This window comes from Nocardia sp. FBN12 (assembly GCF_054031145.1).
The window spans coordinates 6,837,927-6,861,312 of sequence record NZ_CM132926.1 but is presented as its reverse complement, the minus strand read 5'-3'; the positions used below and the strand labels follow the sequence as shown (position 1 = coordinate 6,861,312).

Genomic DNA, 23,386 nt, shown 5'->3' with positions numbered 1-23,386 from the left:
ATGTTTGTCACGTCAATCATTTCAGCAATTGCCGATTGTCATTCCGATCCTGGAAAGCTGTCGCCCGAACAGGCGCATCGGGCGATGCAGATACATCTCGAATGCAGCGTCGACCTGTGCCGGGTGCGACGCCGAGCGCGCCATGTCCTTGTCGAAGCGAAACTGATGGTGCTCGATCAGCGCGCCGGCTGACGATTGAGAAGCCGAATTCAGGGAATGCGTTTCTCATGTTCACTCCCCTGCCATCTTCGGCCGCGTGGTTACATCGGGACGCCCGTACCGGATTCGAAGTGACGTATTTTCGCGAAGACGCACGGGGACTTCTCGTCGAAGGATGCGCGACCGCTGTCGAGGACGGGACAGTCTGGGCGATCGAGTACCGGTTGCGACTCGATCGGAGTTGGCACACCCGGTCCGCGCAGATCGTCGGACGGTATCCCGCGGGCAGACGCACGGTGCATGTGCAGTCCGACGGATCGGGGCGCTGGCAGGTCGACGGCACGCCCTCACCCGAGCTGGACGGGTGCCTCGATATCGATCTGGAGGCGTCGGCGTTCACCAACGCCCTCCCGGTGCATCGGCTGGGACTGGCTGTCGGCGACGCCGCCGACGCACCCGCGGCGTACGTGCGGGCCGCCGACCTGACGGCGGCCCGATTACCGCAGCACTATCGCCGGATCATCGACGGAATCGGTCAGCGCTACGACTACAGCGCACCCGGCTTCGACTACCGCGCCGAACTCGGCTACGACGAATCCGGCCTGATCATCGATTACCCGGGGCTGGCCACGCGCGCGGCGTGAACCGGCATCCCCCGGGGCCACGAGGGGGTCGCGAGCACTCGACACCGGACGGCCGACGAGACTGTTTTCATGCGACGTAGGCAGCAGCCGCCGCTGCCGAAACGGCACGGCCTCGATCCCGCCCGGCTCCGGCTCCCCGAGGACGGGCAGTGGGCGACCGTGCGCGACCACCTCGTCGAGCGGTTGCCCCGGGTGGACCCGGCCCGTATCGACGCGATGCTGGTGGCGGGCGAGATCGTGGATCTGGAAGGGCCCCTCGCGCCGGACGCGCCGTTCGTACCGGGCAGTGCCGTGTGGTTTCACCGCGACCTGCCCATCGAAACCGATGTGCCGTTCGAGATCGGCATCGTGCACCGCGACGACGACATCCTCGTGATCGACAAACCGCACTTCCTGGCGACGATCCCGCGTGGTCAGCACATCCTCCAGACCGCGCTGGTGCGGCTGCGCAACGACCTCGAGCTGCCCGACCTGATCCCGGCGCATCGACTGGACCGGGTCACCGCGGGCCTGCTGCTGTTCGTCGTGAATCCGGCCCGGCGCGGGGCCTATCAGACGATGTTCCATCGCAAAACCGTGCGCAAGGAATACGAGGCCATCGCGCCCTACGACCCCGCGCTCGAGCTGCCACGGACCGTGCGGAGCCGGATCATCAAGGAGAAGCAGGTGCTCGCCGCTTTCGAAGTGGCGGGCGAGCCCAACGCCGAGACCGAGGTGGAGCTGGTCGAGCACCGGGACGGACTCGGCCGCTATCGCCTGCGCCCGCATACCGGTCGAACCCATCAGCTGCGCCTGCATATGAACGGGCTCGGTGTGCCGATTCTCGGCGACGATTTCTATCCGGTGATCACCGATAAGCCGGTCGACGATTACACCCGGCCGCTGCAATTACTTGCGGCTTCGCTGGAATTCCGGGATCCGATCAGCGCGGAGCCGCGCCGGTTCGAGACGCGGCGCGAACTACAGGCGTGGACCGATTTGGCCGGATGGTCCGGATCGGCTGTCGAGTAGCTCACAGCACCGCACCGGCTGTCGATCTTGATGGGCTCATTCCGGGCCGCTCATCGAGGGGCAGGCGGGTTGTCCGGCATTCACCGGACCGTTTTCATTTCGTGATAATTCCGTACACTCGGTCGGGTGCCCGTACCCGCCGTCGCCGATTCCCGGCCGAAGCTGCATGCCTATATCGATATCGCGGTCGTTGTCGTCGTGTTGGCAGGCACGAATCTGATCGCGCACTTCACCACGGCCTGGGCCAATATCGTCACCGTGCCCATCGCGGCGATCGCGCTCTTGGCGCTGATGCGCAAGCGCGGGCTCGGCTGGGCGGAACTCGGGCTCTCGCCCAGGCACTGGAAGCGCGGGACGGTGTACGCGCTCGGTGCGGTCGGGATCGTGCTGACCGCGGTCGCGATCGGCGCCTTGCTGCCGTTGACCAGGCCGTTCTTTCTCGCCGACCGGTACGCCACAATTTCCGGCGCGCTGATCGCGTCGATGATCGTCATCCCGCTCCAGACAGTGATCCCCGAAGAACTCGCATTCCGCGGGGTACTGCACGGCACTCTCGATCGAGTCCTCGGCGTCCGCGGGCTCTTCGCGGCCGGTTCGCTGATGTTCGGCCTCTGGCACATCGCGTCCTCGTTCGGCCTGACCTCGGGCAACAAGGGGCTTTCCAGCATCGTCGGCGGCGGGGTACTCGGCCAAATGGTCGGCATCGCTCTCGCCGTGGCAGCCACGGCCGCCGCGGGCGTCGTGTTCACCTGGCTGCGTCGCCGCAGCGGCAGCCTGCTCGCCCCCATCGCACTGCACTGGTCGCTCAACGGCGCTGGCGCACTCGCGGCCGCCCTCGTCTGGCACACCGCCCTGCGCTGAGCCGGGCAGCCGACGCTCCAGCCGGGCGTTTAGGCAATAGTCGAATACCGCAGGCGTCTGGTGATCAAGTGTCCAGAAGTCTGTCTCCGAGGCTATCGCCGCGTCGCGATCGCATGGAATACTGGCGACGATTTCTGACATGACGACAAGTCAGACATGGGCGGTTTCCATCGAGGGGGCATTTCGCAATGAAGCGTACGCACACCGGACGGGTCGTCGCGGTGACCGGCGGGGCCGCCGGGATCGGGCTGGAGATCGCGCGGCAGTTCGCGGTGGCGGGGGCTCGGGTGTGCCTCGGCGATCTGTCGGGACAGGCGGCGCGTGACGCCGCGGCCGGGCTGCCGGGCACCGTGCACGGGTGCGAACTCGATGTGACCGATGAGCGCTCGTTTCATGACTTCCTCGCCGTCACCGAGGCGATCCTCGGGCCGGTCGATGTGCTCGTCAACAATGCCGGGGTGATGTGGGTCGGGCCGTTCGACGACGAACCCGACAGTGCGACGGCACGGATGCTCGCGGTGAATCTGCACGGGGTGATCCGCGGGGTGCGACTGACGGCGCCGGCGATGCGGACACGCGGACGTGGGCACATCGTCACCATCGCGTCGATCGCGTCGAAACTCTCCCCCGCCGGTGAGGCGACCTACGCCGCGACCAAACACGGCGTGCTGGGTTATCTGACCGCGGTGCGGGAGGAATTGCGTGGCACCGGGGTGCGCTTGACGGCGATCATGCCAGGCGTCGTCGATACCGAGTTGGCGGCGGGAACAGCCACGGGCGCAGCGCGATTGCTGCAGCCCAGCGATGTGGCCGCGGCAGTTCTCGACGCTGTCGCCCGGCCGCGCTTCGAGGTGACATTGCCCGCGCATCTCGGACCGGTGGTCGGCCTGGCTGGTGCGCTGCCACAGTGGTTGCGCGACATCGTGTTGCGTCGGACGGTCCCGAATCAGGTTGCGGCGGTGGCCGGATCGTCGACACGTGCTTCCTACGAGAAACGGCTGCTCCGCGGCGATGCCGATTCCTGAATACCGGCGTGTCGCCGCCGGGGATTCGGCGGAATCGGCTCGTTGTCGTTGACCGGGGCACGGTCGGCGTTTACGCTCTCTGGCAATCACACATATGTTCGATAGTCCATATGTTCGAGTGGCGGAAGGCGCGGTATGTCCGACGATCGGTTGAGCGAGAATGCCGCCATCGCACCGAACACCGAGATCACGGCGCTCGCCCAGCAGGTCGCGACGGCCCGCGACAAGCTCCCCCTGCAGCACGACACCGCCCTCTACGACGCGCTCTCCGACACCGAGATCCGCGCCGAACGGGAACTGGCCGAATGGATTCGCACGCAACGACGCAAACAGCGTCGGCGTGCTGTGGGCGACGAGCTCGCCGCCGAACAACGCGACCGCCGCACCAGCGCCATCATCCGCCGTACCGACGAAGCCGACGCGCGCTGGCATCGCAAGGCGCTGGCCGCACGACGACGGGTGTCGAGCGCCGACGCGCGCCTTGCCCAGCTGTACCGGCGGTCGGAATGGTCATCGCGCGCGCTGATCGGGGTCGTCGTCCTCGGCATGGTGTGGGCCGGGGTCAATGTGCAACGCAATCTCGTGCCGAGCGGCGACATGAGCGACCCGCTGTACTGGCTCAGCTACGGTATCGAGGCCATGATCTCGATCCCGATCATCGTCATCATGGTCACCGCCACTACCGCGGCCCGATGGGGACGTGAGCTCGAGCGCGGCAAGGTGATCGTGTTCGAACTCGCCCTGCTCGGCACCACCATCGCGTTGAACGCGGGCCCCCACCTGGCCGCCGGATCCTTCGGCCGCGCAGCCGAATTCGCCATCGCCCCGGTGATGGTGGGCGTGGTGATCTGGCTGCATGCCTGGGTGTCGGCGCGGTACGCGATGTTGATCGAGAGCGCCTCGGTCGAATTGCCCGGTGACACCGGGTATTCCGCTGCCGAACGGATCACGTCGTCTGCGTTCCCGCGCAAGCAGGCCGCTTCGCTCGGTGACGACAGGCAGGCGCTTGGATACACAGCGCCGAACCCCACCAACGGCGAGGCCGCCGAATCGCTTGACCAGCAGGTCTTCTCGGAGCCGACTGTTCGAGCTGCCTCGGCGCCGAGCGTGGCGCCGCTGATCGCAGCGACCGATGGGAAGACCGCAGCGTCGGCGACCGAACGCACCTACCCGCACGGCCTGCGCCGCCCCTCCACCGACAAGCCGAGCGCCCCCGGCACTCTCGAACTCATCCACAAGGCCGCGGCCGACCATCGCCGCAACGGCACCGAACATGTAGGCCGCACCAATGGTGCCGCGGCGACCTTGCGGCGAATACCGGTCACCACCGCCGCGCACTCCCCTGCGGGCGAAGCGACCGGTACCGACCCGGTTCCCGAGGCGACGATGCACGCCGGCACCGTCGCCCGTGACCCTGATGGCGACACTCCACCGATCACCGATCCGGTAGCGGTGCACAACGATCCACAGCCCCCCGCCGCGGAGCCGGAGCAGCTGACCCTCACCGCGGAACCCGCTGAGCAACTGGTCCTGCAACCAGAGCCCGCTCCGCACACCGAACGGACCGCCACCACCTCCCCGGCGTCAATCCCCGAGGGCGCCAACTCCACCTCCCCGGCATCACCCCTCGCGCGGACCGCCACCACCGTCGCGTCCCCAGCCCACGAGCCGACCGACTCCACCATCACAACTCCGCCCGCCGGCCGTACCGACCACACCGTCGCAGCCTCCACCGCCAGCCGGGTCGATCACTTTGTCGAGGCCGAGACTCCTGAGCCGTCGCGGGCCACCGCGCAGCCGAAGACGTCCAGCCCTGACCTCGCCGCCGCCTTCGACAAGCCCGCAGCAACAGCCGACCCGGTCGACGCCGATGCCCCAGACGAAGACGAGGAAGACTTCCCGGCCCCCGACGACTTCGACTTCGACGAAGACACCGAGGTCCGCGCCCTGGCCCGCCAGGTCGCCCACCGCAGCCCCCTGCGCCTGACCCTCGGCCAGATCGAAGAGATCCTCGAACTCACCGACCAGTCCTGGTCGGCCCGCAGCATCGGCAGCGAAGTCGGCGTCCCCAGCAGCACCGTCACCAACATCGTCGAATTCGCCCACAAGATCCGCCAGCCCTACGCCTTCACCGGCTGACAGCCCAGCGGTTCGGAGCGACACCATCGGTTTTCCCGGCGGGGACCGCGTGTGGGCTACCCGTTGCTGATGCGAGTCAGCTCAGACCACTGCTCCAGGTTCTTCGCGATCTCGGCGACCTCCACATCACCTGTCGCAATCCGATTCATCAGCGCCTCCTGCTCGTCAGGGAGCGGGCGGACACGGTATCCGTTCAACCGAAGCATGGCGACGCTTGCGACAAATGCGGTTCTCTTGTTGCCGTCGATCAGCGCGTGATTTCGGGCAATCGAATGCAGTAGAGACGCAGCCTTGAGGAACAGCCCCGGGTAGGCCTCCTGGCCGAACACCGTCGCTTTCGGTCGCTCCACGGCGCCTGCCAGCAGACCGATGTCGGCGACGGCATGCGGTGTCCTGTTCACTGCGCGGGCAATGGCGACGACCTCAGCGAGATCGAGATAGATCACGCGAGCCGGCGCATCAGTTCGGCATGCTCATCCATAATCGAGTCCACCATCGCCCCGAACGCCTCCGCTTGCCGAGCGACGTACATATGAATCGCTTCCTGCGCCAAGTCCTGCTTACTCCGGCCGAGTCGCTCCGCTAACTCGGAAAGCCGTCGGTCATCGTCGCCATTGAGTCGCAGTGTCATCGCCATGATCTGATGGTATCAGCCAGGTATCAACCGTCGATGCAAACGACGAAGGCCCGCTTCCCAGAGGGAAACGGGCCTTCGCAGAAACGATCTCGATGGATCGAGGAGGGAGGCTTACTTGGCCTTCTCCAGGACCTCGACCAGACGCCAGCGCTTGGTGGCCGACAGCGGACGGGTCTCCATCAGCTGAACGTGGTCGCCGACGTGGGCGATCTCGTTCTCGTCATGCGCCTTCACCTTGGAGGTGGTGCGAATGATCTTGCCGTAGAGCTTGTGCCGGTGACGGTCTTCCAGCTCGACGACGATCGTCTTGTTCATCTTGTCGGAGACAACATAGCCGCTGCGTACCTTGCGGCTGTTGCGCTCTTCGGTGTTCTCGCTCATGCCGCATCTCCCTTGCCAGCGGGCGCCGTGGCCAGGCCGAGCTCGCGCTCACGCATGACCGTGTAAATGCGCGCGATCTCGTGGCGGACGACGCGCAGTCGACGGTTGTTGTCGAGCTGACCCGTCGCCATCTGGAAGCGCAGGTTGAACAGCTCTTCCTTCGACTCGCGCAGGCGTGCCACGAGCTCTTCTTCGTTGAGCTCACGGAGCTCTGCGGCCGGTGTTTCGGTAGCCATCAGAACTGCTCCTCCCTGGTCACGATCCTGCATTTCATCGGGAGCTTGTGCATCGCGCGGCGCAGGGCCTCACGAGCGGTCTCCTCGTTGGGGTAAGACATCTCGAACATGACCCGACCGGGCTTCACGTTCGCGACCCACCACTCCGGCGAACCCTTACCGGAACCCATGCGGGTTTCGGCCGGCTTCTTCGTGAGTGGACGGTCGGGGTAGATGTTGATCCAGATCTTGCCGCCACGCTTGATGTGGCGGGTCATCGCGATACGCGCCGACTCGATCTGACGGTTGGTGACGTAGGCGGGCTCGAGAGCCTGGATGCCGTACTCACCGAAGGCCACCGCGGTGCCGCCCTTGGCCATGCCGGAGCGACCGGGGTGGTGCTGCTTGCGGTGCTTGACGCGACGGGGCATCAGCATGCGTCAGCCCTCCTTGTTCTCTGCCGGAGCCTCCGCCACTGCAGTGGCGGCGCGACCGACCTCGGTGCTGGTCGCGGTGGTGCCAGTGGCGCCGGACCGACGAGGGCGGCTCGGACGCTCGCGACGCGGGCGTTCCGGAGCAGCGGCGGCGGCGGTCAGTTCACGACGACCACCGACGATGTCACCCTTGTAGATCCAGACCTTCACACCGATGCGACCGAAGGTGGTCTTGGCCTCGTAGAGGCCGTAGTCGATGTCCGCACGCAGCGTGTGCAGCGGAACACGACCTTCACGGTAGAACTCCGAGCGCGACATTTCGGCGCCACCGAGGCGGCCCGAGCACTGCACACGGATGCCCTTGACGTTCGGCGAACGCATGGCCGACTGAATGGCCTTACGCATCGCACGACGGAACGCCACACGGTTGGACAGCTGCTCGGCAACACCCTGAGCAACCAGCTGCGCATCCGATTCGGGGTTCTTGACCTCGAGGATGTTCAGCTGAACCTGCTTCTTGGTGAGCTTCTCCAGCTCGGCGCGGATGCGATCGGCTTCCGCGCCACGTCGACCGATCACGATGCCGGGACGCGCGGTGTGGATATCCACACGGACGCGATCACGGGTGCGCTCGATCTCGACCTTCGAGATGCCTGCCCGCTCCATGCCAGTGGCGAGGAGCTTGCGGATCTGAACGTCTTCCTTCACGTATTCCGCGTACTGCTTGTCCGCGTACCAACGCGACTTCCAGTCGGTGGTGATACCGAGGCGGAAGCCATGGGGGTTAATTTTCTGTCCCATTTACTTTGCCCCTCCCTTCCGGCGGCTACGAGTGGCAGCGCCGGTGGTGGGCACGCTCTCGACCTCGATGGTGATGTGGCTGGTGCGCTTACGAATCCGGAACGCACGGCCCTGGGCCCGCGGCTGGAAACGCTTCATGGTGGCGCCCTCGTCGACAAAAGCAGTCGAGATGACCAGGGTGGCCGGGTTGAGGCCGAGGTTGTTCTCGGCGTTCGCCGCGGCCGAAGCCACGACCTTGGCCACGGGCTCGCTGGCAGCCTGCGGTGCGAACCGCAGGATCGCCAGCGCGTCCTCGACGCTCTTGCCGCGGACCAGGTCCACGACTCGACGGGCCTTCATCGGGGTGACCCGAACGTGCTTGGCGGTTGCGCGTGCAGTCGGGTTCTGAATGGTTTCAGTCATCGCCGCTTGCTCTTCCGGTCGTCCTTGACGTGGCTCTTGAACGTCCTGGTCGGCGCGAACTCACCAAGCTTGTGGCCGACCATGTTGTCCGAGATGAACACCGGGACATGCTTGCGACCGTCGTGGACGGCGAAAGTGTGGCCGATGAAATCGGGGATGATGGTCGAGCGACGCGACCAGGTCTTGATGACCTGCTTCGTGCCCTTTTCGTTCTGGACGTCCACCTTCGCGAGGAGGTGGTCGTCGACGAACGGGCCCTTCTTGAGGCTGCGTGGCATTTCTTACCTCCTCCTTAGCGCTTCTTGCCGGTCTTACGACGGCGAACGATGAGCTTGTCGCTCGGGCGGTTGGGCTTGCGAGTACGGCCTTCAGGCTGACCCCACGGGGAGACCGGGTGGCGACCACCGGAGGTCTTACCCTCACCACCACCGTGCGGGTGGTCGACCGGGTTCATGACGACACCACGGACGGTGGGACGACGGCCCTTCCAGCGCATACGGCCGGCCTTGCCCCAGTTGATGTTCGACTGCTCGGCGTTGCCGACCTCGCCGACGGTGGCGCGGCAGCGCACGTCGACACGGCGGATTTCACCCGAGGGCATACGAAGGGTCGCGTACGGCCCTTCCTTGCCCAGCAGCTGAATGCTCATTCCGGCGGAACGAGCCATCTTGGCGCCGCCGCCCGGACGCAGCTCCACGTTGTGAATCGTGGTACCGGTCGGGATGTTGCGCAGCGGCAGGTTGTTACCCGGCTTGATGTCGGCCGTGGGGCCGGACTCGATCGGGCTGCCCTGCTTGATGCCCTTCGGCGCGATGATGTAGCGCTTCTCGCCGTCGGCAAAGTGCAGCAGTGCGATGTTGGCGGTGCGGTTGGGGTCGTACTCGATGTGAGCGACCTTGGCCGGGATGCCGTCCTTGTCCAGCCGACGGAAGTCGATCAGACGGTAGGCACGCTTGTGACCGCCACCGCGGTGACGCGTGGTGATGCGACCGTGCGCGTTACGACCACCGGACTTGGTGAGCGGGCGCAGCAGCGACTTCTCCGGCGTCGACCGGGTGATCTCGGCGAAGTCCGAGACGCTCGAGCCTCGACGGCCCGGCGTAGTCGGCTTGTATTTACGGATTGCCATGAGTTCTTCTCGCTTTCTGGAGTCCCAGGCGCTTACGCGACCGGTCCTCCGAAGATCTCGATGGGCTTGCTATCGGCCGAGAGGGTCACGAGTGCGCGCTTGGTGTCCTTGCGCTTTCCGTAACCGAATTTGGTCCGCTTGCGCTTGCCCTGACGGTTGGCGGTATTGACGCTGGTGACCGTGACGCCGAAAACCTTCTCGACGGCGATCTTGATCTGCGTCTTGTTCGAGTCCGGGTGCACCAGGAAGGTGTAGGTGCCTTCCTCGATCAGCCCGTAGGACTTCTCCGAGATGACCGGTGCGAGCAGGATGTCGCGGGGGTCGGCGATGGTGCTCACTTGCTCTCCTCCTGGGCCGCCTCGGCGGGACCGTGAACGAATGCGTTCAGGGCCTCGACGCTGAACACCACGTCGTCGCTGTTGAGCACGTCGTAGGTGTTGAGCTGATCCGGGGCGATCGGCAGCACGTTCTGCAGGTTCGCCACGCTCTTCCACGCGGCGACGTCCTCGCGGCCGACGACGACCAGGAACTTCTTGCGGCCCGAGAGCTCGGCCAGGAAGTCCTTGGCAATCTTGGTCGACGGGTTCTGACCCGAGACCAGTTCGGTGATCACGTGGATGCGCTCGTTGCGGGCCCGGTCGGAGAGGGCACCGCGCAGGGCGGCCGCCTTCATCTTCTTGGGGGTCCGCTGGCTGTAGTCACGCGGCTGCGGGCCGTGGACGGTGCCACCGCCGGCGAACTGCGGCGCACGGGTCGAGCCCTGACGGGCGCGGCCGGTGCCCTTCTGGCGGTACGGCTTCTTGCCACCACCGGAGACCTCGCCACGAGTCTTCGTGGAGTGGGTGCCCTGGCGAGCGGCGGCCAGCTGAGCGATAACGACCTGGTGCATCAGCGCGACGTTGGCGGTCACGTCGAAGATCTCCGAGGGGAGTTCGACGGTGCCTTCGGTCTTGCCGCCTGCAGCCTTGACGGTCAGCGTCAGGTTGGCCTTCTTGTCGAGGCTGGTCATGCGTGCGCACCACCCTTCACGGCGCTCTTGACGATCACGATGTTGCCCTTGCGGCCCGGGATAGCACCCTTGACCAGGAGCAAACCGTTCTCGGCATCGACCTTGTGAACCGAGAGGTTCTGCGTGGTGACGCGGTCGTTACCCATACGGCCCGACATGCGCATGCCCTTGAACACGCGGCCGGGAGTGGCACAGCCACCGATGGAACCCGGGCGACGGTGCACAGCCTGCGCACCGTGCGAGGCGCCCTGGCCCTTGAAGCCGTGACGCTTCATGGTGCCGGCGAAGCCCTTGCCCTTGCTGATTCCGGTCACGTCGACGTAGGTGCCCTCTTCGAAGACATCAGCCGAGAGTTCCTGGCCGATCTCGAAGGTGGAGGCATCCGCGACGCGGATCTCGGTGACGTGGCGGCGCGGGGTGACACCGGCCTTGGCGAACTGGCCGGAAGTCGGCTTGTTCACCTTGCGCGGGTCGATGGCGCCGAAAGCGATCTGCACGGCCGAATAGCCGTCGCGCTCCACGGTACGAATCTGGGTGACCACGTTCGGGCCCGCCTTGATGACGGTGACCGGGACTACGCGGTTCTTCTCGTCGAAGACCTGGGTCATGCCGAGCTTGGTGCCCAGGATTCCGGCCTGGGGCCGATTCTTGTTGTCAGTCATGTCTCGAGTCCCCGTCACTGAATGTTGACGTCGACGCTGGCCGGCAGGTCGATGCGCATCAGCGCGTCAACCGTCTTCGGCGTCGGGTCGAGGATGTCGATGAGGCGTTTGTGCGTGCGCATCTCGAAGTGTTCGCGCGAGTCCTTGTACTTGTGCGGCGAACGGATGACGCAGTAGATGTTCTTCTCGGTCGGCAACGGCACAGGCCCGACCACACGGGCGCCGGTGCGGGTCACCGTTTCCACGATCTTGCGCGCTGACGCGTCGATCGCCTCGTGGTCATAGGCCTTGAGCCTGATGCGGATCTTTTGTCCCGCCACGCTAAGTGTCCTTTTCTCCGCTTTCCTTCGTGGTCACAGGAGCTAGCTCCCGCACCACCCTCAATTTGCACAGCCCGAACACAAGAAAGACGCCTCAGCGTGGTTTCCCACTAAAGACCCGCAACCAGGGCGCACCAAAAGGCACTACCTAGTCCTCGCCGCTGTTCATCTGTCATGGTTCTCCGGTCCACGCGGTCGGGCGTGTCGCCCTAACTCTTAATCTCCGACCCTGGTCGATTGCTCACCATGGGCCGGAAGTGCGTGGTTCCGAACGTATCCACGCCGGCGAACCAGCGGGATACAAACTACTGCTCCCCTTGCCCGGATCATCCGCTCCGGAGAGTCGGTCGATCCTGCGCAAGGCAACCCGAACAGTATGCACCATGCCGACGACGTCCTTCAAATCGGGGGTCATGAGGTATCGATCACGCCCTCACAGGGGCTTCCACCTCGACCGCACCGCCGGCTGGGCTGTACCGATGAATGGTAGCTGCCGTATCGCCGCGCCTGGTCACCGGAGGGTTACCACAGAACTTACTTTTGAGTAAGATAGTACTCATGACACAGGAAACCGCGACCTACCGCGGCTGGAAGAAGCTGCCCGACAACCGCATCGGGCACGCGCTGTTCTCGCTCGGCATGGTCGCCCGGGTCCCCTACTTCGGCACCGTGCTCCCCCAGGTGGTCCGCCTCGAACCCGGCGTCTGCGAGGTGACCTCCCCGAAGTGGTTCGGCATCCACAACCATCTCGGCACCTTCCACGCCATCGCGGCCTGCAACCTCGCCGAGGTGGCGATGGGCATGCTCAGCGAGGCCACCGTTCCCACCACCCATCGCTGGATCCCCAAGTCGATGAACGTCCAGTACCTGGCCAAGGCGGAATCCGGCCTGCGCGCGGTCGCGAAACTCGACGAGATCCCCGACTTCGACGCGATCACCAAGGGCATGGAACTGACCGTTCCCGTCTCGATCTACGACAAGGACGGCATCGAGGTCGTCCACGCCGACATCACCACCTGGGTTTCGCCGCGCTGATTGCGGCCGGGTGAACCGTTGCCTCGGTACGGTTGTGGGCAGACAACTATCACGATGGGGAGTCCGATGTTGGAAGTCGCCCAGCTGACGCGGCGGTTCGGGGACAACGTCGCGGTCGACAACGTGTCGTTCGCGGTACCGCCCGGTGCGCTGACCGGTTTCGTCGGTGGCAACGGGGCGGGCAAGACCACCACGATGCGAATGATCATGGGCGTCTTGGCCGTTCATTCCGGCGAGATCCGGTGGGACGGCAGGCCGGTGACCGAGCTGGATCGGCGCTCGTTCGGATACATGCCCGAGGAGCGGGGGCTCTATCCCAAGCAGCCGGTGTTCGACCAGCTCGTGTACCTGGCCCGGCTGCGTGGGCTGCCCGTCGGCGAGGCGAAGGCACGTACCGAGAGCCTGCTGGAGCGGTTCGATCTGGGCGCGCGCGGCAAGGACAAGCTCGAATCGCTGTCGCTGGGCAATCAACAGCGCGTCCAGATCGCGGCGGCGGTGATCGCGCGACCGACGGCGCTGATCCTGGACGAGCCGTTCTCGGGACTCGACCCCCTCGCCGTGGATTCGATGGTGGATCTGCTGCGGGAACACACCGATCAGGGTGTGCCCGTGCTGTTCTCGTCGCACCAGCTGGATCTCGTGGAGCGGTTGTGCGATCAGCTGGTCGTGCTCGCCGCGGGCCGGGTGGTCGGACAGGGCTCGGTCGACGAGCTGCGGTCCAGCGGCGGCACGCGGTACCGGCTGGTGCTCGACGGTGACCCGGGGTGGTTGCGGGATTACCCGGGGGTTCGGGTGGTCGAGAGTGCCGGGCCGGGCGTGTTGTTCGAGGTCGACGGCGCAGGCACCGACGGGGTGTTGAAGGAGGCGCTGTCGCGGGGATCGGTGCGGGAGTTCGCCGAGGTGCGGCCGACGGTCGCCGAGATCTACCGTGAGGTGACGAAATGAGCGGGTCATCGCGCAGCGTGTGGCGGATCGTCGCGGCCAGGGAGATCGTGGTGAAGCTGCGTGATCGCAACTTCGTCATCTCGACGGTGGTCACGATCGTGGCGATCATCGCCTCGCTGGCGATCAGCGGATTTGTCAGCAGCAGGCCCGACAAGGTCGACGTGGCGATCGCCGGTTCGCAGACCTCAGTCGTGCTCGACACGGCCAACAGCCTGGCCGCGGGCGCCGGCACCGACATCACGTTCACCGCGCGACCCGTCGCCGACCGTGCCGCGGTCGAGCAGCTGGTGCGCGAGGACGCGGTCGACGTGGGTTTGGTGCCCGCCGAACCCACCGGGTGGCAGCTGATCGGGAAGACCGCCGAAGACGACGACGCCACCACCTACATCACCGCCGCCGCGCAGCAGATCGCGGTGCAACGCAATGCCGCCGCGGCGGGCGTCTCACTCGAAGAGCTCGGCCGTGGCGCCACGGTGACCTACGACCTGCTCGAGAAGGGTTCGATCGACCCGGGACTCGCCAAGATCGTCTCGTTCGTCTTCGCGTTCCTCTTCTATCTGGCGTCGATTCTGTTCGGCATGTCCATCGCGCAGAGCGTGGTCGAGGAGAAGCAGAACCGGATCGTGGAGATTCTCGCCAGTGCGATGCCGTTGCGGCAGTTGCTGATCGGCAAGGTCGCGGGCAACGCGGCGCTGGCGTTCGGGCAGCTCGTCCTGTTCGTCGGGGCCGGACTGACCGGATTGGCGGCGACCGGCCAGGCCGACCAGCTGGGCCAGGTCGCCGGGGCCGCGGGCTGGTTCATCGTCTTCTTCCTCGTCGGATTCCTCGCCCTGGCGAGTCTGTGGGCCGTCGCGGGTTCGCTTGCCACCCGCAGCGAAGACCTCCAGTCCACCGCCACCCCGCTCTCGATGCTGATCATGATCGTGCTGTTCGCGGGCATCTTCCTCACCGGCACCGCCCGCGTGATCGCCTCCTACGTTCCGATCATGTCGATCGTCGCCATGCCGGGTCGCCTTGCCGAAGGCACCGCGGCCTGGTGGGAACCGTTCCTCGCCCTTGCCCTGATGGCGGTGGCCACCTACGGCATCGTCGTCATCGCCGAGAAGATCTACCGCCGCTCCCTGATGCAGACCCAGGGCCGCCTGACGATGCGCCAAGCGCTTGCGCTGGAGGACTAGCATCTGCAGCCGGCCATCACGGGCTGGTCGCGCGGACGAAGTGACGACCGGATCACATGGTGCTTGCGTGGCAGCGGGTGCTGCCGATTGAATGCGGACGTGAGCGTTGCGCGGGAATTCGATATCTGTGTGGTCGGGCTCGGTCCGACCGGGCGGGGGTTGGCGCATCGCGCGGCCGTGGCGGGGTTGCGGGTGGCGGCGGTGGATCCGCGGCCGGAGCGGCTGTTCCCGCCGACCTTCTCCTGCTGGATCGACGAGTTGCCCGAGTGGCTGCCGGAGAGTGCGATCGCGCAGCGGATCGCGGCGCCGACGGTGTGGACCAAAGGCGAGCATCGGATCGAGCGGCCGTATTGCGTGCTCTCCAAGGCTGGGCTGCACGCGACGTTGGCCTTGGACGACGCGACGGTCTTCGCGGATCGGGCGCGGCGGGTGGACGCCCACGAGGTCGAGCTCGCGGACGCAACGGTGATCTCGGCGAATACGGTGTTCGATACCAGGGGGCTGCCGACGCTGGGCAGGCGCAGGGCCGCCTCGGCGCACGGAATCTTCGTCGATGCCGAGACCGCCGCGCCGATGGTCGCGGAAGGTGAAGGGCTGCTGCTGGATTGGCGGCCGGAGAACGGGGCGGGCCCGGATGAGCCGCCGTCGTTCCTCTACGCGGTGCCGCTCGGCGACGGGACGGTGATCTTCGAGGAGACGAGCCTCGGGTTACGTGGCGGGATGCCGCAGCACGAGTTGCGCAAGCGCACCCTGAACCGGCTCGCTGCCCACGGCATCACCCTCACCGGCGACGAACCGCACGAAGCCGCCCACTATCCCCTGGATCAGCGACCCCCGAAGAAGGGCACCGCCGTCGCGGTGCCGTTCGGCTCGCGCGGCGGGATGATGCACCCCTGCACCGGTTACAGCGTGGCCGACTCCCTCGCACTGGCCGACACCGCCGTCGCCGCGGTGCAACGGGGCGAGAACCCGATCGAAGCCCTCTGGCCGTGGCAGGCCAGGGCCGTGTACTGGATGCGCATGCGCGGCCTGTGGGGTCTCGGCCGGCTCACCACCGACCAGTCCATCGCCATGTTCGACGCCTTCTTCACCGAATCCGAACGCGGCCAGCGGGCCCTGCTCTCGGCCCACGACGACTACACCGCCCTCGGCGCCGTCCTGTTCAACACCGTCGCCCACACCTGGCCGTTCCGCTGGCGCTACGACCTCGTCGGCTGGACCAACCGCGACCGCTGGCTCGACTACCCCTTCGCGCCCGCAGACGCCGCCTCATCCAGCCGATAACGCACTGATCGCCGCCACAGAAGTTCGTGGCGGCGATCAGAATCGGGCACGACTCAGGACGACTCGGCGGCCTTCTTGTAGCCGACAATCGCCGGGTAGGCGAAGACCGCGACCATGCCGACCGTCCACGCGACCGTCTTGAGCAGCGGTTCGGCGACCGGCCCGCCGTAGGACAGGCCCTTCATCGCGTCGATCGCACAGCTCATCGGCTGATTCGCGACCACATCCTGCAACCAGGTGGGATAGGCGAACACGGGCACGAAGCCGGTGTTGAAGAACATCAGCAGGGTGTTGAGGATGCCGATGAGGCTGATCAGCATCACGCCCTCGGTGATCGTGGCCAAGGCGGTCACCATCACCGCGAATCCGATGCCGAACAGCACCGGAACGAGCACCAGCGCGATATTGGCGAGCGGGTCCTCCATGAACAGGAACCCGAGCGGCACCGCGACGAGCAGCACGATCAGTGTGGTGAGCAGGATGCGCAGCATCTCGGCCAGCAGTCGACCGGTCAGCAGCGAAGCCTTGTTCAGCGGCATCGTGTAGAACCGGCTGAGCAGCCCTGATGCCTTCTCGCGCTTGAAGCCGAGCGCACTCACCACCGCACCGGTCATGGCCGCGACCAGGGTGAGCAACGCGGCCTGGCCGTAGATGCTCGGTGCGCCGGTGGCCGCGGTGATCGAGTCACCGAGCACGATCCGGAACATCAGCAACGTCACCGCGGGGTAGGCGATGGTCTGGATGGTGGTGGACGGGTCGCGCAACCACACCATCAGCAGACGCTTGGTCTGGATCAGGCTGTGGGTGAACCACACCGACACCGAGTTCTCCGGTTTGGCGTGCACCACCGGCAGCTCGGCCGCGGTCTCGACGGCAGCGGTCTCGATGGTTGTCATGATCGCCTCACGCTCGCCCACACGGCCAGTGGGAGGAAGAAAATGGTGAGTCCGCCGAGCCAGGCCAGCGATACCCAGGTCCCAGCCCAGCTCAGCTGGCCCGCGGCCATATCGCTGAGCGTCTGGGCGAACTGGGAGATCGGCTGGTTGCGCGCGAACGGCCGCACCCACGACGGGAAGCTGGCCTCCGGCACGAACCCGGTCGACATCATGCCGAAGATCAGGATCGGCAGGGTGAGGGCCTGGCTGAGTGCCTCGGGGTTCTTGGTGAGGCTGCCGAGCGCGTCGGCGCCGAGCGTGAGCACCACGCCGACGATCAGCGCGAAGCCGCAGAACGCGAGCGCCTGCAACCAGCCGCCGGTGAACCGGAACCCGATCACATACCCGTAGCCCACGGTCGCGATCAGCGAGACGATCGACCGCACCAGACCCGCGCAGATGCGCGACAGCAGCGGAACCAGCGAACCGATCGGCATCGTCTGGAGCCGAGTACTCAATCCGGTGAGCGCTTCGAACGCCGCGAGCTGCGCGTTCGACATCATCGTCATGGCCATCGTCTGCAGCACGACGATCGGCATCACGTACTGCGCGTAGTCGATGCCCTGGACCTTCATCACGTACCGCAACGGCAGGTAGAAGGCCACGGTCACCACGAGCGGGGTGAGCACCGCGACGATCAGCTCGCCCTTGGTGGCCATGGTGCGCACGATGCGCCCGGTCAGCGCGCGCCACTGCGCGAAACTGCTCGGGCGCACAGCCGGAAGCTCGGCGAACAACGTGTTCGCCGCGGGGGTGGACACGCTCACTAGTGGCCGCCCGTGTGGCCGGTGATCGACAGGAACACGTCGTCGAGCGAGGGGCGGCGCAGGGCGATGTCGGCCAGGTCGATGCCCGCGGCGTCGAGCCTGCGCAGTGCCTCGGCGAGGGTGGCGGCGCCGTCGGGGGCGGGAATGGACACCTTGTCGGCACCGTCGGTCTCGGCGGCGACCGCGGCCGGGACCAGGTCACCGAGCGCCTTGACGGTCTGCGGGACGCGGCTCGGATCGAGCGGGACGATCTCGCAGAAGCTGCCGCCGGTTTTGGCCTTGAGCTCGTCGGCGGTGCCTTCCGCGATGACGGTGCCCTTGTCGATGACGATGATGTTGTCGCTGAGTACGTCGGCCTCTTCGAGGTACTGCGTGGTCAGCAGCACCGTGATGCCCTGGTTCTTGAGCGCGGTCACCAGATCCCACACGCCCTGCCGGCTGCGTGGGTCGAGGCCGGTGGTCGGTTCGTCGAGGAACACCACCTCGGGCCGCACGACCAGCCCGCAGGCGATGTCGACGCGACGGCGCATGCCGCCGGAGTAGTTGCGCACGGCCCGCTTACCGGCGCTGACCAAGTCGAACTCCTCGAGCAGCACCTCGGCGCGCTTGCGGGCGGCCGACTTGGGCAGGCCCATCAGGCGACCGAACAGCTCGAGGTTCTCCTTGCCGGTCAGGTTCTCGTCGAGCGCGGCGTACTGGCCGGTCATCATGATCGAACGGCGCACACCGGCGGCGTCGGTGAGCACGTCGTGCCCGGCCACCACGGCGGTGCCGGAGTCGGGGCGCAGCAAGGTCGACAGGACCTTGACCATGGTGGTCTTGCCCGCACCGTTGGGTCCGAGGATGCCCAGCACACTGGCCTTGCCGGCCTGGAAACTGATGCCCTGCAACGCGTGCACGTCACCGAACGACTTGCGCACGTCGGACACCAGCACCGCGGGTTCACTGTCGCTCGACGCGACGCCACCTGCGGGCGAATCCACTGAGATCGAACTCGGCATCAACTCTCCACCATCGGCCGGGTGCGCACGGCCCTGACGAGACGAGCGCACGCGGAATAAATTCTTCCCGGTAAGTGATCCATACCGTTCGGCGCGATGTTACCGGTCCGGTGGTTTTCCCGGCCCGGTCTGCGTTGATGCGCCCGGTTTGCCGGGCCGTGTTCGCCGCCCGCAGTGGTATTGCTCACGTGGGCAGTGCAAGGGCAGTGCGCTGACCTTGTCGGCCGGGCCGTACGCCCATACGCTGACAGCCGGGGAAACACTCGTCTCACCGGCCCGCGTGCGGGCGTGCTCGATCTTTGTGGGGAGGTGACCGTGGTCGAATCCGCGACAACCGGTCGATCCGATGTGCTCACGTCTTTCGATCCGCGCACCGGTGAACAGTTAGCGCAGTATCCCGTGCAGGGCACCGCCGAGGTCACCCGCGCGGTACGCACCGCACGTGTCACCCAGAACTGGTGGGGCGAACTGGCTTTCGGTGAGCGCAAGCACCTACTACTCGACTGGCGTCGCCAGATCGCCCGCAACGCGGGCGAATTGGTGGAGCTGCTGCGCAGCGAGACCGGCAAGCCGGAGGCCGACGCCACCCTGGAAGTGATGCTCGCGGTGGAGAATCTGGACTGGGCCGCCCGCAATGCCGAGCGCACACTGGGCCGAAAACGCCTGTCCACCGGCTGGATGACCCGCAATCAGCATGCCTCCGTCGGCTATCTGCCACTGGGGGTGATCGGGGTACTCGGCGCGTGGAACAACCCGGTGTTCACACCGATGGGTTCGATCGCCTACGCCATGGCAGCCGGTAACACGGTGGTGTTCAATCCACACGAACTCAGCACCGGCGTCGGCACCTGGCTGGCCGACAGCTGGGCCGCGGTTTCGCCCGAACAGCCTGTGCTGCAAGCGGTGACCGGAAATTCGCGGACGGCGACAGCCCTGTGCAAGGCGGGGGTGGACAAGATCGCCTACGCCGGGCCGGAAGCACGCGGGCGCGAGGTGATCGCGCTCTGCGCGCAGACGTTGACGCCGGTGGTGGTGGAGAACCTCGGCAAGGGCTCGATGATCGTGCACGTCGACGCGGTGCTCGACGCGGCCGCGGAGGCGGCGGTGTTCGGCGCGATGGCCAATGCCGGGCAGAACTCCTCGGGGATCCAGCGCTGTTATGTCGCCGATTCGGTGTTCGACGATTTCCTGGCCAAGGTGGCCGAGCGGGCGGCGAAGCTGCGTCCCGGCGCCGACAATCGTGCCTCCTACGGCCCGATGATCAATGCCACCCAGGTCGACGTGGTGCGCAGGCAGGTCAGCGACGCGCTCATCCACGGTGGGCACGCGGTGCTCGGCGGACTCGATTCGTTCCGCGACCCGTATGTGGAGCCGATCGTGCTGGCCGAGGTGCCCGAGGAGAGCATCGCGATCACCGGTGAGGGGATCGGCCCGGTGCTGGTGGTGAACCGGGTCGCCGACCTGGCCGACGCGGTCGCCCGGGTGAACGCGGCGGGCAACGGCATCGCCGTCACCATCTTCACCCTCGACATCCCCAGCGCGGAGTTCATCGCCGAGCAATTGAAAGTCGGTGTGGTGACGGTGAATTCGTCGACCGCGTTCACCGGCATTCCGGCCCTGCCGTTCGGCGGTGTCGGCGAGTACGGCCAGGGACACAGCCACGGTCAGCAGGGTCTGTTCGAATACAGCCGGACGATGTCGATCGCCCGCAGGCGCTACCGGGCGCCGGTGCGGCTGTCGACCTTCGATCGCCGACCAGGGCACTTACAGGCGGCGAAAGCCCTGTTCCGCCTGCGTCACGGTCGCGGCTGACCTAGTTCTGTCTCCGCCGAGCCATTTCCGAGCAACACCGCGTCGGTCAGCGCGGCGAGGCGGGCGAGCTGCTCGGGGCGCGAGTCGAAGCGCAGCAACCGGCCGACATCGATGATCTGGCCGACGGCGGCGTGCACGCGGAAGCGGGCTTCGATCGGGTCGCCGTCGAGCAGGTTGGCCCATTCGAGGATGTTCTGTCGCTGGATGGCGCGCAGGCGGTGCTGCTCGGCCTGCGGGAGATTGCTGAACTCCGCGTAGTAGACCGGCGCGATCTCGGGCGTCGCGAACGTCAAGCGCGCGTGCTGGTCGGCGATGCGGCGGGCGGCGTCGGCCCGGTCGTCGGTCTCGGCCAGCGCATCGCCGATCGCGACCGCGAGCCGGTCGGCGGTGCGATGGAAGGCGGCGGCGAGCAGGTCGGCCTTGCTGTCGAAGTGACGGTAGACGCTCGAGGCATTGATGCCGACGGCGGCGCCGATCTCCTCGATGCCGGATTCGTGATAGCCGTTGCGGCCGAAGATCCGGATCGCCTCGGTGAGCAGCTGTTCACGTTTCGACGTGACGGGCAGACCGCGGGTCTGCTTGTCCGGCTCTGCCTCGCCGGGGGTCGGCGGGAGCTCGGCGCGCACGATCGCCCAGGCCATCTCGAGCTGGACCGCGAGCATGCGGCCGTGCGAGAGGGTGGTGCGATGCGCGGCGATGCTGGCCAGCGAACTCAGTGCGCCGACCGCGAGCAGGACGACGTCGTCCGCGCTCGCCTCGGGGCGCAGCTCGGCGATCCGCGCGGCGACGGTGGCCTCGAGTTCGCGGTAGTAGGCGCGGATGCGCACCCGGTCCTCGCGCTCGAGATAGCGGCGTTCCCAGCGGTAGAGCCCGGCCTCGCGGCGGATGTCGATATTGCGTTCGGCGACCGCGGTGAGCACCGCGTCGAGCCTGGCCTCCGGGCTCAGCGACGGGTCGTCGGCCGCGGCGGCGACATCGCGCAAACCCCGAGCACCCTCCTCGGCGGCGGCGACGAGCAGCGCGTATTTATTGGCGAAATGGCGGTACAACGCCGGGCCCGAGATGCCCACTTCGGCGGCGATCTCGTCCACGCCGACGGGGTAGTAGCCGCGCGCGCTGAACGCACGGGCGGCGGCCCGCATGATCTGCATCTTGCGGTCCTTCGGCCTGCGGCGCACGACGCGGGCAGGTGCGGTCGTCGGCTCGCCGGCCTGTTCGGCCTCACTGCGATCGGCGACCATGCACTCACTTTCCGTTGCGCGAACCGGGTTGGACCAGTCAACCTAAGTTAACCACAATTCGCAAACGTCGAGGGCAGGTCGGGGAAATGGAACCGCCTCGGCAGCGACGTGCTCGCTACCGAGGCGGTTCGGGAGAAACTGTGGTCTACAGGCCGAGCCCGCGAGCCAGGGTCGGCCACGACAGCTTCAGCTCGTCCTTCCAGTAGCCCCACGAGTGGGTGCCGTTGGGGCGGAAGTTGAAGGTCGCCGGGATACCCAGCTCGTTGAGGCGGTTGGCCAGGTTGTGCGTGCAGTAGTTGGTGCCTGCCTCGATCACGCCACCGATGACGATCTGGTTGGCCAGGCCGTAGGCGCCGGGCAGCGCGTACGGGCCGTCGAGAGTGTCGTACGGGCCGGGCAGGCCGTTGCCGGTGGAGACGTAGAGATCCACGCCGCGCAAACCCTCGGCATTCACGTACGGGTCGTTCTTGACCCATTCCTCCGAGCCCTGCGGACCCCACATGTTCATGGTGTCGCCGCCGCCCCAGGTCTCGACCGTGAGCTTCACGAACTCCGAACCGACCGGGTCGGAGGTCTGCGCGCAACCGCTGTAGGCCGCGGCCGCCTTGTACAGGCCGGGCTTGGCGATCGGCAGCGCGAGCACGGTGGTGCCCGAGGTGGACAGGCCCGCGATGGCGTTCACACCGTTGGTGCCCAGCGCGCCGTCGACCAGCGGGGGCAGTTCCTCGGTGAAGAAGGTCTTCCACTTGTTGCGCCCGACAACCGGATCGTCGGCGATCCAGTCGGTGTAGTAGCTCCAGGAGCCACCGATCGGCTGGATGACGTTGACGTTCTTGTCGCCGAGGAATTCGAGCGCGTCGGTCTTGGCCACCCAGGACGCCGAATCCTCGCCGCCGCCCGCACCATTGAGCAGGTACAGGGTGGGGCGCGGGACCGAGGCGTCGGCGGGACGCTGCACGTCGACGATGATGTTCTGGTCCATGGCCGCGGAGTACACGTGCAGTCGCAGACTGCGCGAATCCTTCACTTCGGCCTTGACGATCTTGGAGCCGTCGTCGGAGACGGGATTGGCGAGCAGGCTCTTGGAATCGATGATCGGGTCAGCGGATGCCGGACTCGTGCCGATGCCGGACATCAGTCCCGCCGCCACTGCCGTTGCCGCGATCATCGCCGCGGCCCTTGAGCCACGACGCCGGGTGGGCCGACGCATCAATTTCGCACCTTCGCTTCGTCTCGAATTCCGACTCGGTCCGTGCTCCCCAACAGGGCACGAAGTTGCAACACGCCAGACCCTACGGGTTATCCGGTAGTTACAACAGGGGTAATCGTTACAACAGCGCGGTCACATCATGCCTCACG

29 protein-coding genes are annotated in these 23,386 nt (G+C 66.5%); 11 read left to right on the top strand and 18 right to left on the bottom strand.

Annotated features, from left to right (window positions below; translation table 11 throughout):
- The 6 genes from ACWZHB_RS32305 to ACWZHB_RS32280 all read left to right on the top strand — a co-directional run bounded on the left by ACWZHB_RS32305 (position 1) and on the right by ACWZHB_RS32280 (position 5,839).
- The gene (locus tag ACWZHB_RS32305; protein WP_266296828.1) at positions 1 to 192 is read left to right on the top strand and encodes a hypothetical protein; all 192 of its coding nucleotides are present in this window, start codon (positions 1 to 3) and stop codon (positions 190 to 192) included.
- 35 nt (positions 193 to 227) lie between these two features.
- Positions 228 to 803 carry a putative glycolipid-binding domain-containing protein gene (locus ACWZHB_RS32300; protein ID WP_427905488.1) on the top strand — a complete coding sequence of 192 codons (576 nt, stop codon included), beginning with the start codon at positions 228 to 230 and terminating at the stop codon, positions 801 to 803.
- A gap of 69 nt (positions 804 to 872) precedes the next feature.
- Positions 873 to 1,814, top strand: coding sequence for an RluA family pseudouridine synthase (locus tag ACWZHB_RS32295; protein WP_427905487.1), 942 nt, complete (start codon positions 873 to 875; stop codon positions 1,812 to 1,814).
- 126 nt (positions 1,815 to 1,940) lie between these two features.
- The gene (locus tag ACWZHB_RS32290) at positions 1,941 to 2,675 is read left to right on the top strand and encodes a CPBP family intramembrane glutamic endopeptidase (protein ID WP_427905486.1); all 735 of its coding nucleotides are present in this window, start codon (positions 1,941 to 1,943) and stop codon (positions 2,673 to 2,675) included.
- Between the two features lie 188 nt (positions 2,676 to 2,863).
- Positions 2,864 to 3,700, top strand: a complete 837-nt coding sequence (locus tag ACWZHB_RS32285) for an SDR family oxidoreductase (RefSeq protein ID WP_427905485.1) — start codon at positions 2,864 to 2,866, stop codon at positions 3,698 to 3,700.
- A 135-nt stretch (positions 3,701 to 3,835) separates the two neighbouring features.
- Positions 3,836 to 5,839, top strand: coding sequence for a helix-turn-helix domain-containing protein (locus ACWZHB_RS32280; RefSeq protein WP_427905484.1), 2,004 nt, complete (start codon positions 3,836 to 3,838; stop codon positions 5,837 to 5,839).
- Positions 5,840 to 5,895: 56 nt separating this feature from the next.
- On the opposite strand, the gene ACWZHB_RS32275 is transcribed toward ACWZHB_RS32280, so the two are convergent.
- From ACWZHB_RS32275 to rpsJ, 13 genes are all read right to left on the bottom strand, one after another.
- Entirely contained in the window at positions 5,896 to 6,285 is a 390-nt protein-coding gene (locus tag ACWZHB_RS32275; RefSeq protein WP_427905483.1) for a type II toxin-antitoxin system death-on-curing family toxin, read from the bottom strand.
- Positions 6,282 to 6,476, bottom strand: a complete 195-nt coding sequence (locus ACWZHB_RS32270; protein WP_427905482.1) for a ribbon-helix-helix protein, CopG family — start codon at positions 6,474 to 6,476, stop codon at positions 6,282 to 6,284. The genes ACWZHB_RS32275 and ACWZHB_RS32270 overlap by 4 nt, the downstream gene beginning before the upstream one ends.
- Positions 6,477 to 6,587: 111 nt before the next feature.
- The gene (rpsQ, locus tag ACWZHB_RS32265; RefSeq protein ID WP_056818470.1) at positions 6,588 to 6,857 is read right to left on the bottom strand and encodes a 30S ribosomal protein S17; all 270 of its coding nucleotides are present in this window, start codon (positions 6,855 to 6,857) and stop codon (positions 6,588 to 6,590) included.
- A complete protein-coding gene (gene rpmC, locus ACWZHB_RS32260) occupies positions 6,854 to 7,093 on the bottom strand; it encodes a 50S ribosomal protein L29 (protein WP_056818473.1) in 240 nt (79 codons plus the stop codon). Before rpmC ends, rpsQ begins: the two co-directional genes overlap by 4 nt.
- Complete coding sequence (rplP, locus tag ACWZHB_RS32255) at positions 7,093 to 7,509, bottom strand: 50S ribosomal protein L16 (RefSeq protein WP_056818475.1); 417 nt, start codon at positions 7,507 to 7,509, stop codon at positions 7,093 to 7,095. Before rplP ends, rpmC begins: the two co-directional genes overlap by 1 nt.
- Positions 7,510 to 7,512: 3 nt before the next feature.
- Positions 7,513 to 8,307, bottom strand: coding sequence for a 30S ribosomal protein S3 (rpsC, locus tag ACWZHB_RS32250; RefSeq protein WP_266296840.1), 795 nt, complete (start codon positions 8,305 to 8,307; stop codon positions 7,513 to 7,515).
- Entirely contained in the window at positions 8,308 to 8,709 is a 402-nt protein-coding gene (gene rplV, locus ACWZHB_RS32245) for a 50S ribosomal protein L22 (protein ID WP_067448312.1), read from the bottom strand. It lies immediately after the preceding gene.
- On the bottom strand, positions 8,706 to 8,987 hold the full coding sequence (gene rpsS, locus ACWZHB_RS32240; RefSeq protein ID WP_056818481.1) for a 30S ribosomal protein S19: 282 nt from the start codon (positions 8,985 to 8,987) through the stop codon (positions 8,706 to 8,708). The genes rplV and rpsS overlap by 4 nt, the downstream gene beginning before the upstream one ends.
- Positions 8,988 to 9,001: 14 nt before the next feature.
- Positions 9,002 to 9,838: a 50S ribosomal protein L2 gene (gene rplB / locus ACWZHB_RS32235; protein ID WP_056818484.1), complete on the bottom strand. Its 837-nt coding sequence runs from the start codon at positions 9,836 to 9,838 to the stop codon at positions 9,002 to 9,004.
- A 32-nt stretch (positions 9,839 to 9,870) separates the two neighbouring features.
- Positions 9,871 to 10,176: a 50S ribosomal protein L23 gene (gene rplW, locus ACWZHB_RS32230; protein ID WP_056818486.1), complete on the bottom strand. Its 306-nt coding sequence runs from the start codon at positions 10,174 to 10,176 to the stop codon at positions 9,871 to 9,873.
- Entirely contained in the window at positions 10,173 to 10,847 is a 675-nt protein-coding gene (gene rplD, locus ACWZHB_RS32225) for a 50S ribosomal protein L4 (protein ID WP_101464455.1), read from the bottom strand. Before rplD ends, rplW begins: the two co-directional genes overlap by 4 nt.
- Positions 10,844 to 11,509 carry a 50S ribosomal protein L3 gene (gene rplC, locus ACWZHB_RS32220; RefSeq protein WP_266296847.1) on the bottom strand — a complete coding sequence of 222 codons (666 nt, stop codon included), beginning with the start codon at positions 11,507 to 11,509 and terminating at the stop codon, positions 10,844 to 10,846. Before rplC ends, rplD begins: the two co-directional genes overlap by 4 nt.
- Positions 11,510 to 11,523: 14 nt before the next feature.
- On the bottom strand, positions 11,524 to 11,829 hold the full coding sequence (gene rpsJ, locus ACWZHB_RS32215) for a 30S ribosomal protein S10 (RefSeq protein WP_040804197.1): 306 nt from the start codon (positions 11,827 to 11,829) through the stop codon (positions 11,524 to 11,526).
- A 558-nt stretch (positions 11,830 to 12,387) separates the two neighbouring features.
- Between rpsJ and ACWZHB_RS32210 the strand changes: the two genes are divergently transcribed.
- The 4 genes from ACWZHB_RS32210 (at position 12,388) to ACWZHB_RS32195 (ending at position 16,271) form a co-directional block, all read left to right on the top strand.
- Complete coding sequence (locus tag ACWZHB_RS32210; RefSeq protein WP_427905481.1) at positions 12,388 to 12,864, top strand: hotdog fold domain-containing protein; 477 nt, start codon at positions 12,388 to 12,390, stop codon at positions 12,862 to 12,864.
- A 66-nt stretch (positions 12,865 to 12,930) separates the two neighbouring features.
- Positions 12,931 to 13,809: an ABC transporter ATP-binding protein gene (locus ACWZHB_RS32205; RefSeq protein WP_427905480.1), complete on the top strand. Its 879-nt coding sequence runs from the start codon at positions 12,931 to 12,933 to the stop codon at positions 13,807 to 13,809.
- On the top strand, positions 13,806 to 14,987 hold the full coding sequence (locus ACWZHB_RS32200) for an ABC transporter permease (protein ID WP_427905479.1): 1,182 nt from the start codon (positions 13,806 to 13,808) through the stop codon (positions 14,985 to 14,987). The genes ACWZHB_RS32205 and ACWZHB_RS32200 overlap by 4 nt, the downstream gene beginning before the upstream one ends.
- A 99-nt stretch (positions 14,988 to 15,086) precedes the next feature.
- Positions 15,087 to 16,271, top strand: coding sequence for a lycopene cyclase family protein (locus tag ACWZHB_RS32195; protein ID WP_427905478.1), 1,185 nt, complete (start codon positions 15,087 to 15,089; stop codon positions 16,269 to 16,271).
- Positions 16,272 to 16,324: 53 nt separating this feature from the next.
- On the opposite strand, the gene ACWZHB_RS32190 is transcribed toward ACWZHB_RS32195, so the two are convergent.
- The 3 genes from ACWZHB_RS32190 to ACWZHB_RS32180 are packed head-to-tail and all read right to left on the bottom strand — an operon-like array spanning position 16,325 to position 18,974.
- The gene (locus ACWZHB_RS32190; RefSeq protein WP_427905477.1) at positions 16,325 to 17,167 is read right to left on the bottom strand and encodes an ABC transporter permease; all 843 of its coding nucleotides are present in this window, start codon (positions 17,165 to 17,167) and stop codon (positions 16,325 to 16,327) included.
- Entirely contained in the window at positions 17,164 to 17,967 is an 804-nt protein-coding gene (locus ACWZHB_RS32185; protein ID WP_427905476.1) for an ABC transporter permease, read from the bottom strand. The genes ACWZHB_RS32190 and ACWZHB_RS32185 overlap by 4 nt, the downstream gene beginning before the upstream one ends.
- Before the next feature lie 5 nt (positions 17,968 to 17,972).
- Complete coding sequence (locus tag ACWZHB_RS32180; RefSeq protein WP_427905475.1) at positions 17,973 to 18,974, bottom strand: ATP-binding cassette domain-containing protein; 1,002 nt, start codon at positions 18,972 to 18,974, stop codon at positions 17,973 to 17,975.
- A gap of 315 nt (positions 18,975 to 19,289) precedes the next feature.
- Between ACWZHB_RS32180 and ACWZHB_RS32175 the strand changes: the two genes are divergently transcribed.
- Entirely contained in the window at positions 19,290 to 20,786 is a 1,497-nt protein-coding gene (locus tag ACWZHB_RS32175) for an aldehyde dehydrogenase family protein (protein ID WP_427905474.1), read from the top strand.
- Here the strand turns inward: ACWZHB_RS32175 and ACWZHB_RS32170 are convergent.
- Together ACWZHB_RS32170 and ACWZHB_RS32165 are read right to left on the bottom strand one after the other, a co-directional pair.
- Entirely contained in the window at positions 20,771 to 22,027 is a 1,257-nt protein-coding gene (locus ACWZHB_RS32170) for a TetR/AcrR family transcriptional regulator (protein WP_427905473.1), read from the bottom strand. The genes ACWZHB_RS32175 and ACWZHB_RS32170 overlap by 16 nt on opposite strands.
- A 145-nt stretch (positions 22,028 to 22,172) precedes the next feature.
- Positions 22,173 to 23,195 (bottom strand): alpha/beta hydrolase, encoded by a 1,023-nt coding sequence (locus ACWZHB_RS32165; protein WP_427909371.1) that lies wholly within the window; start codon positions 23,193 to 23,195, stop codon positions 22,173 to 22,175.
- Between the last annotated feature and the right edge of the window lie 191 nt (positions 23,196 to 23,386).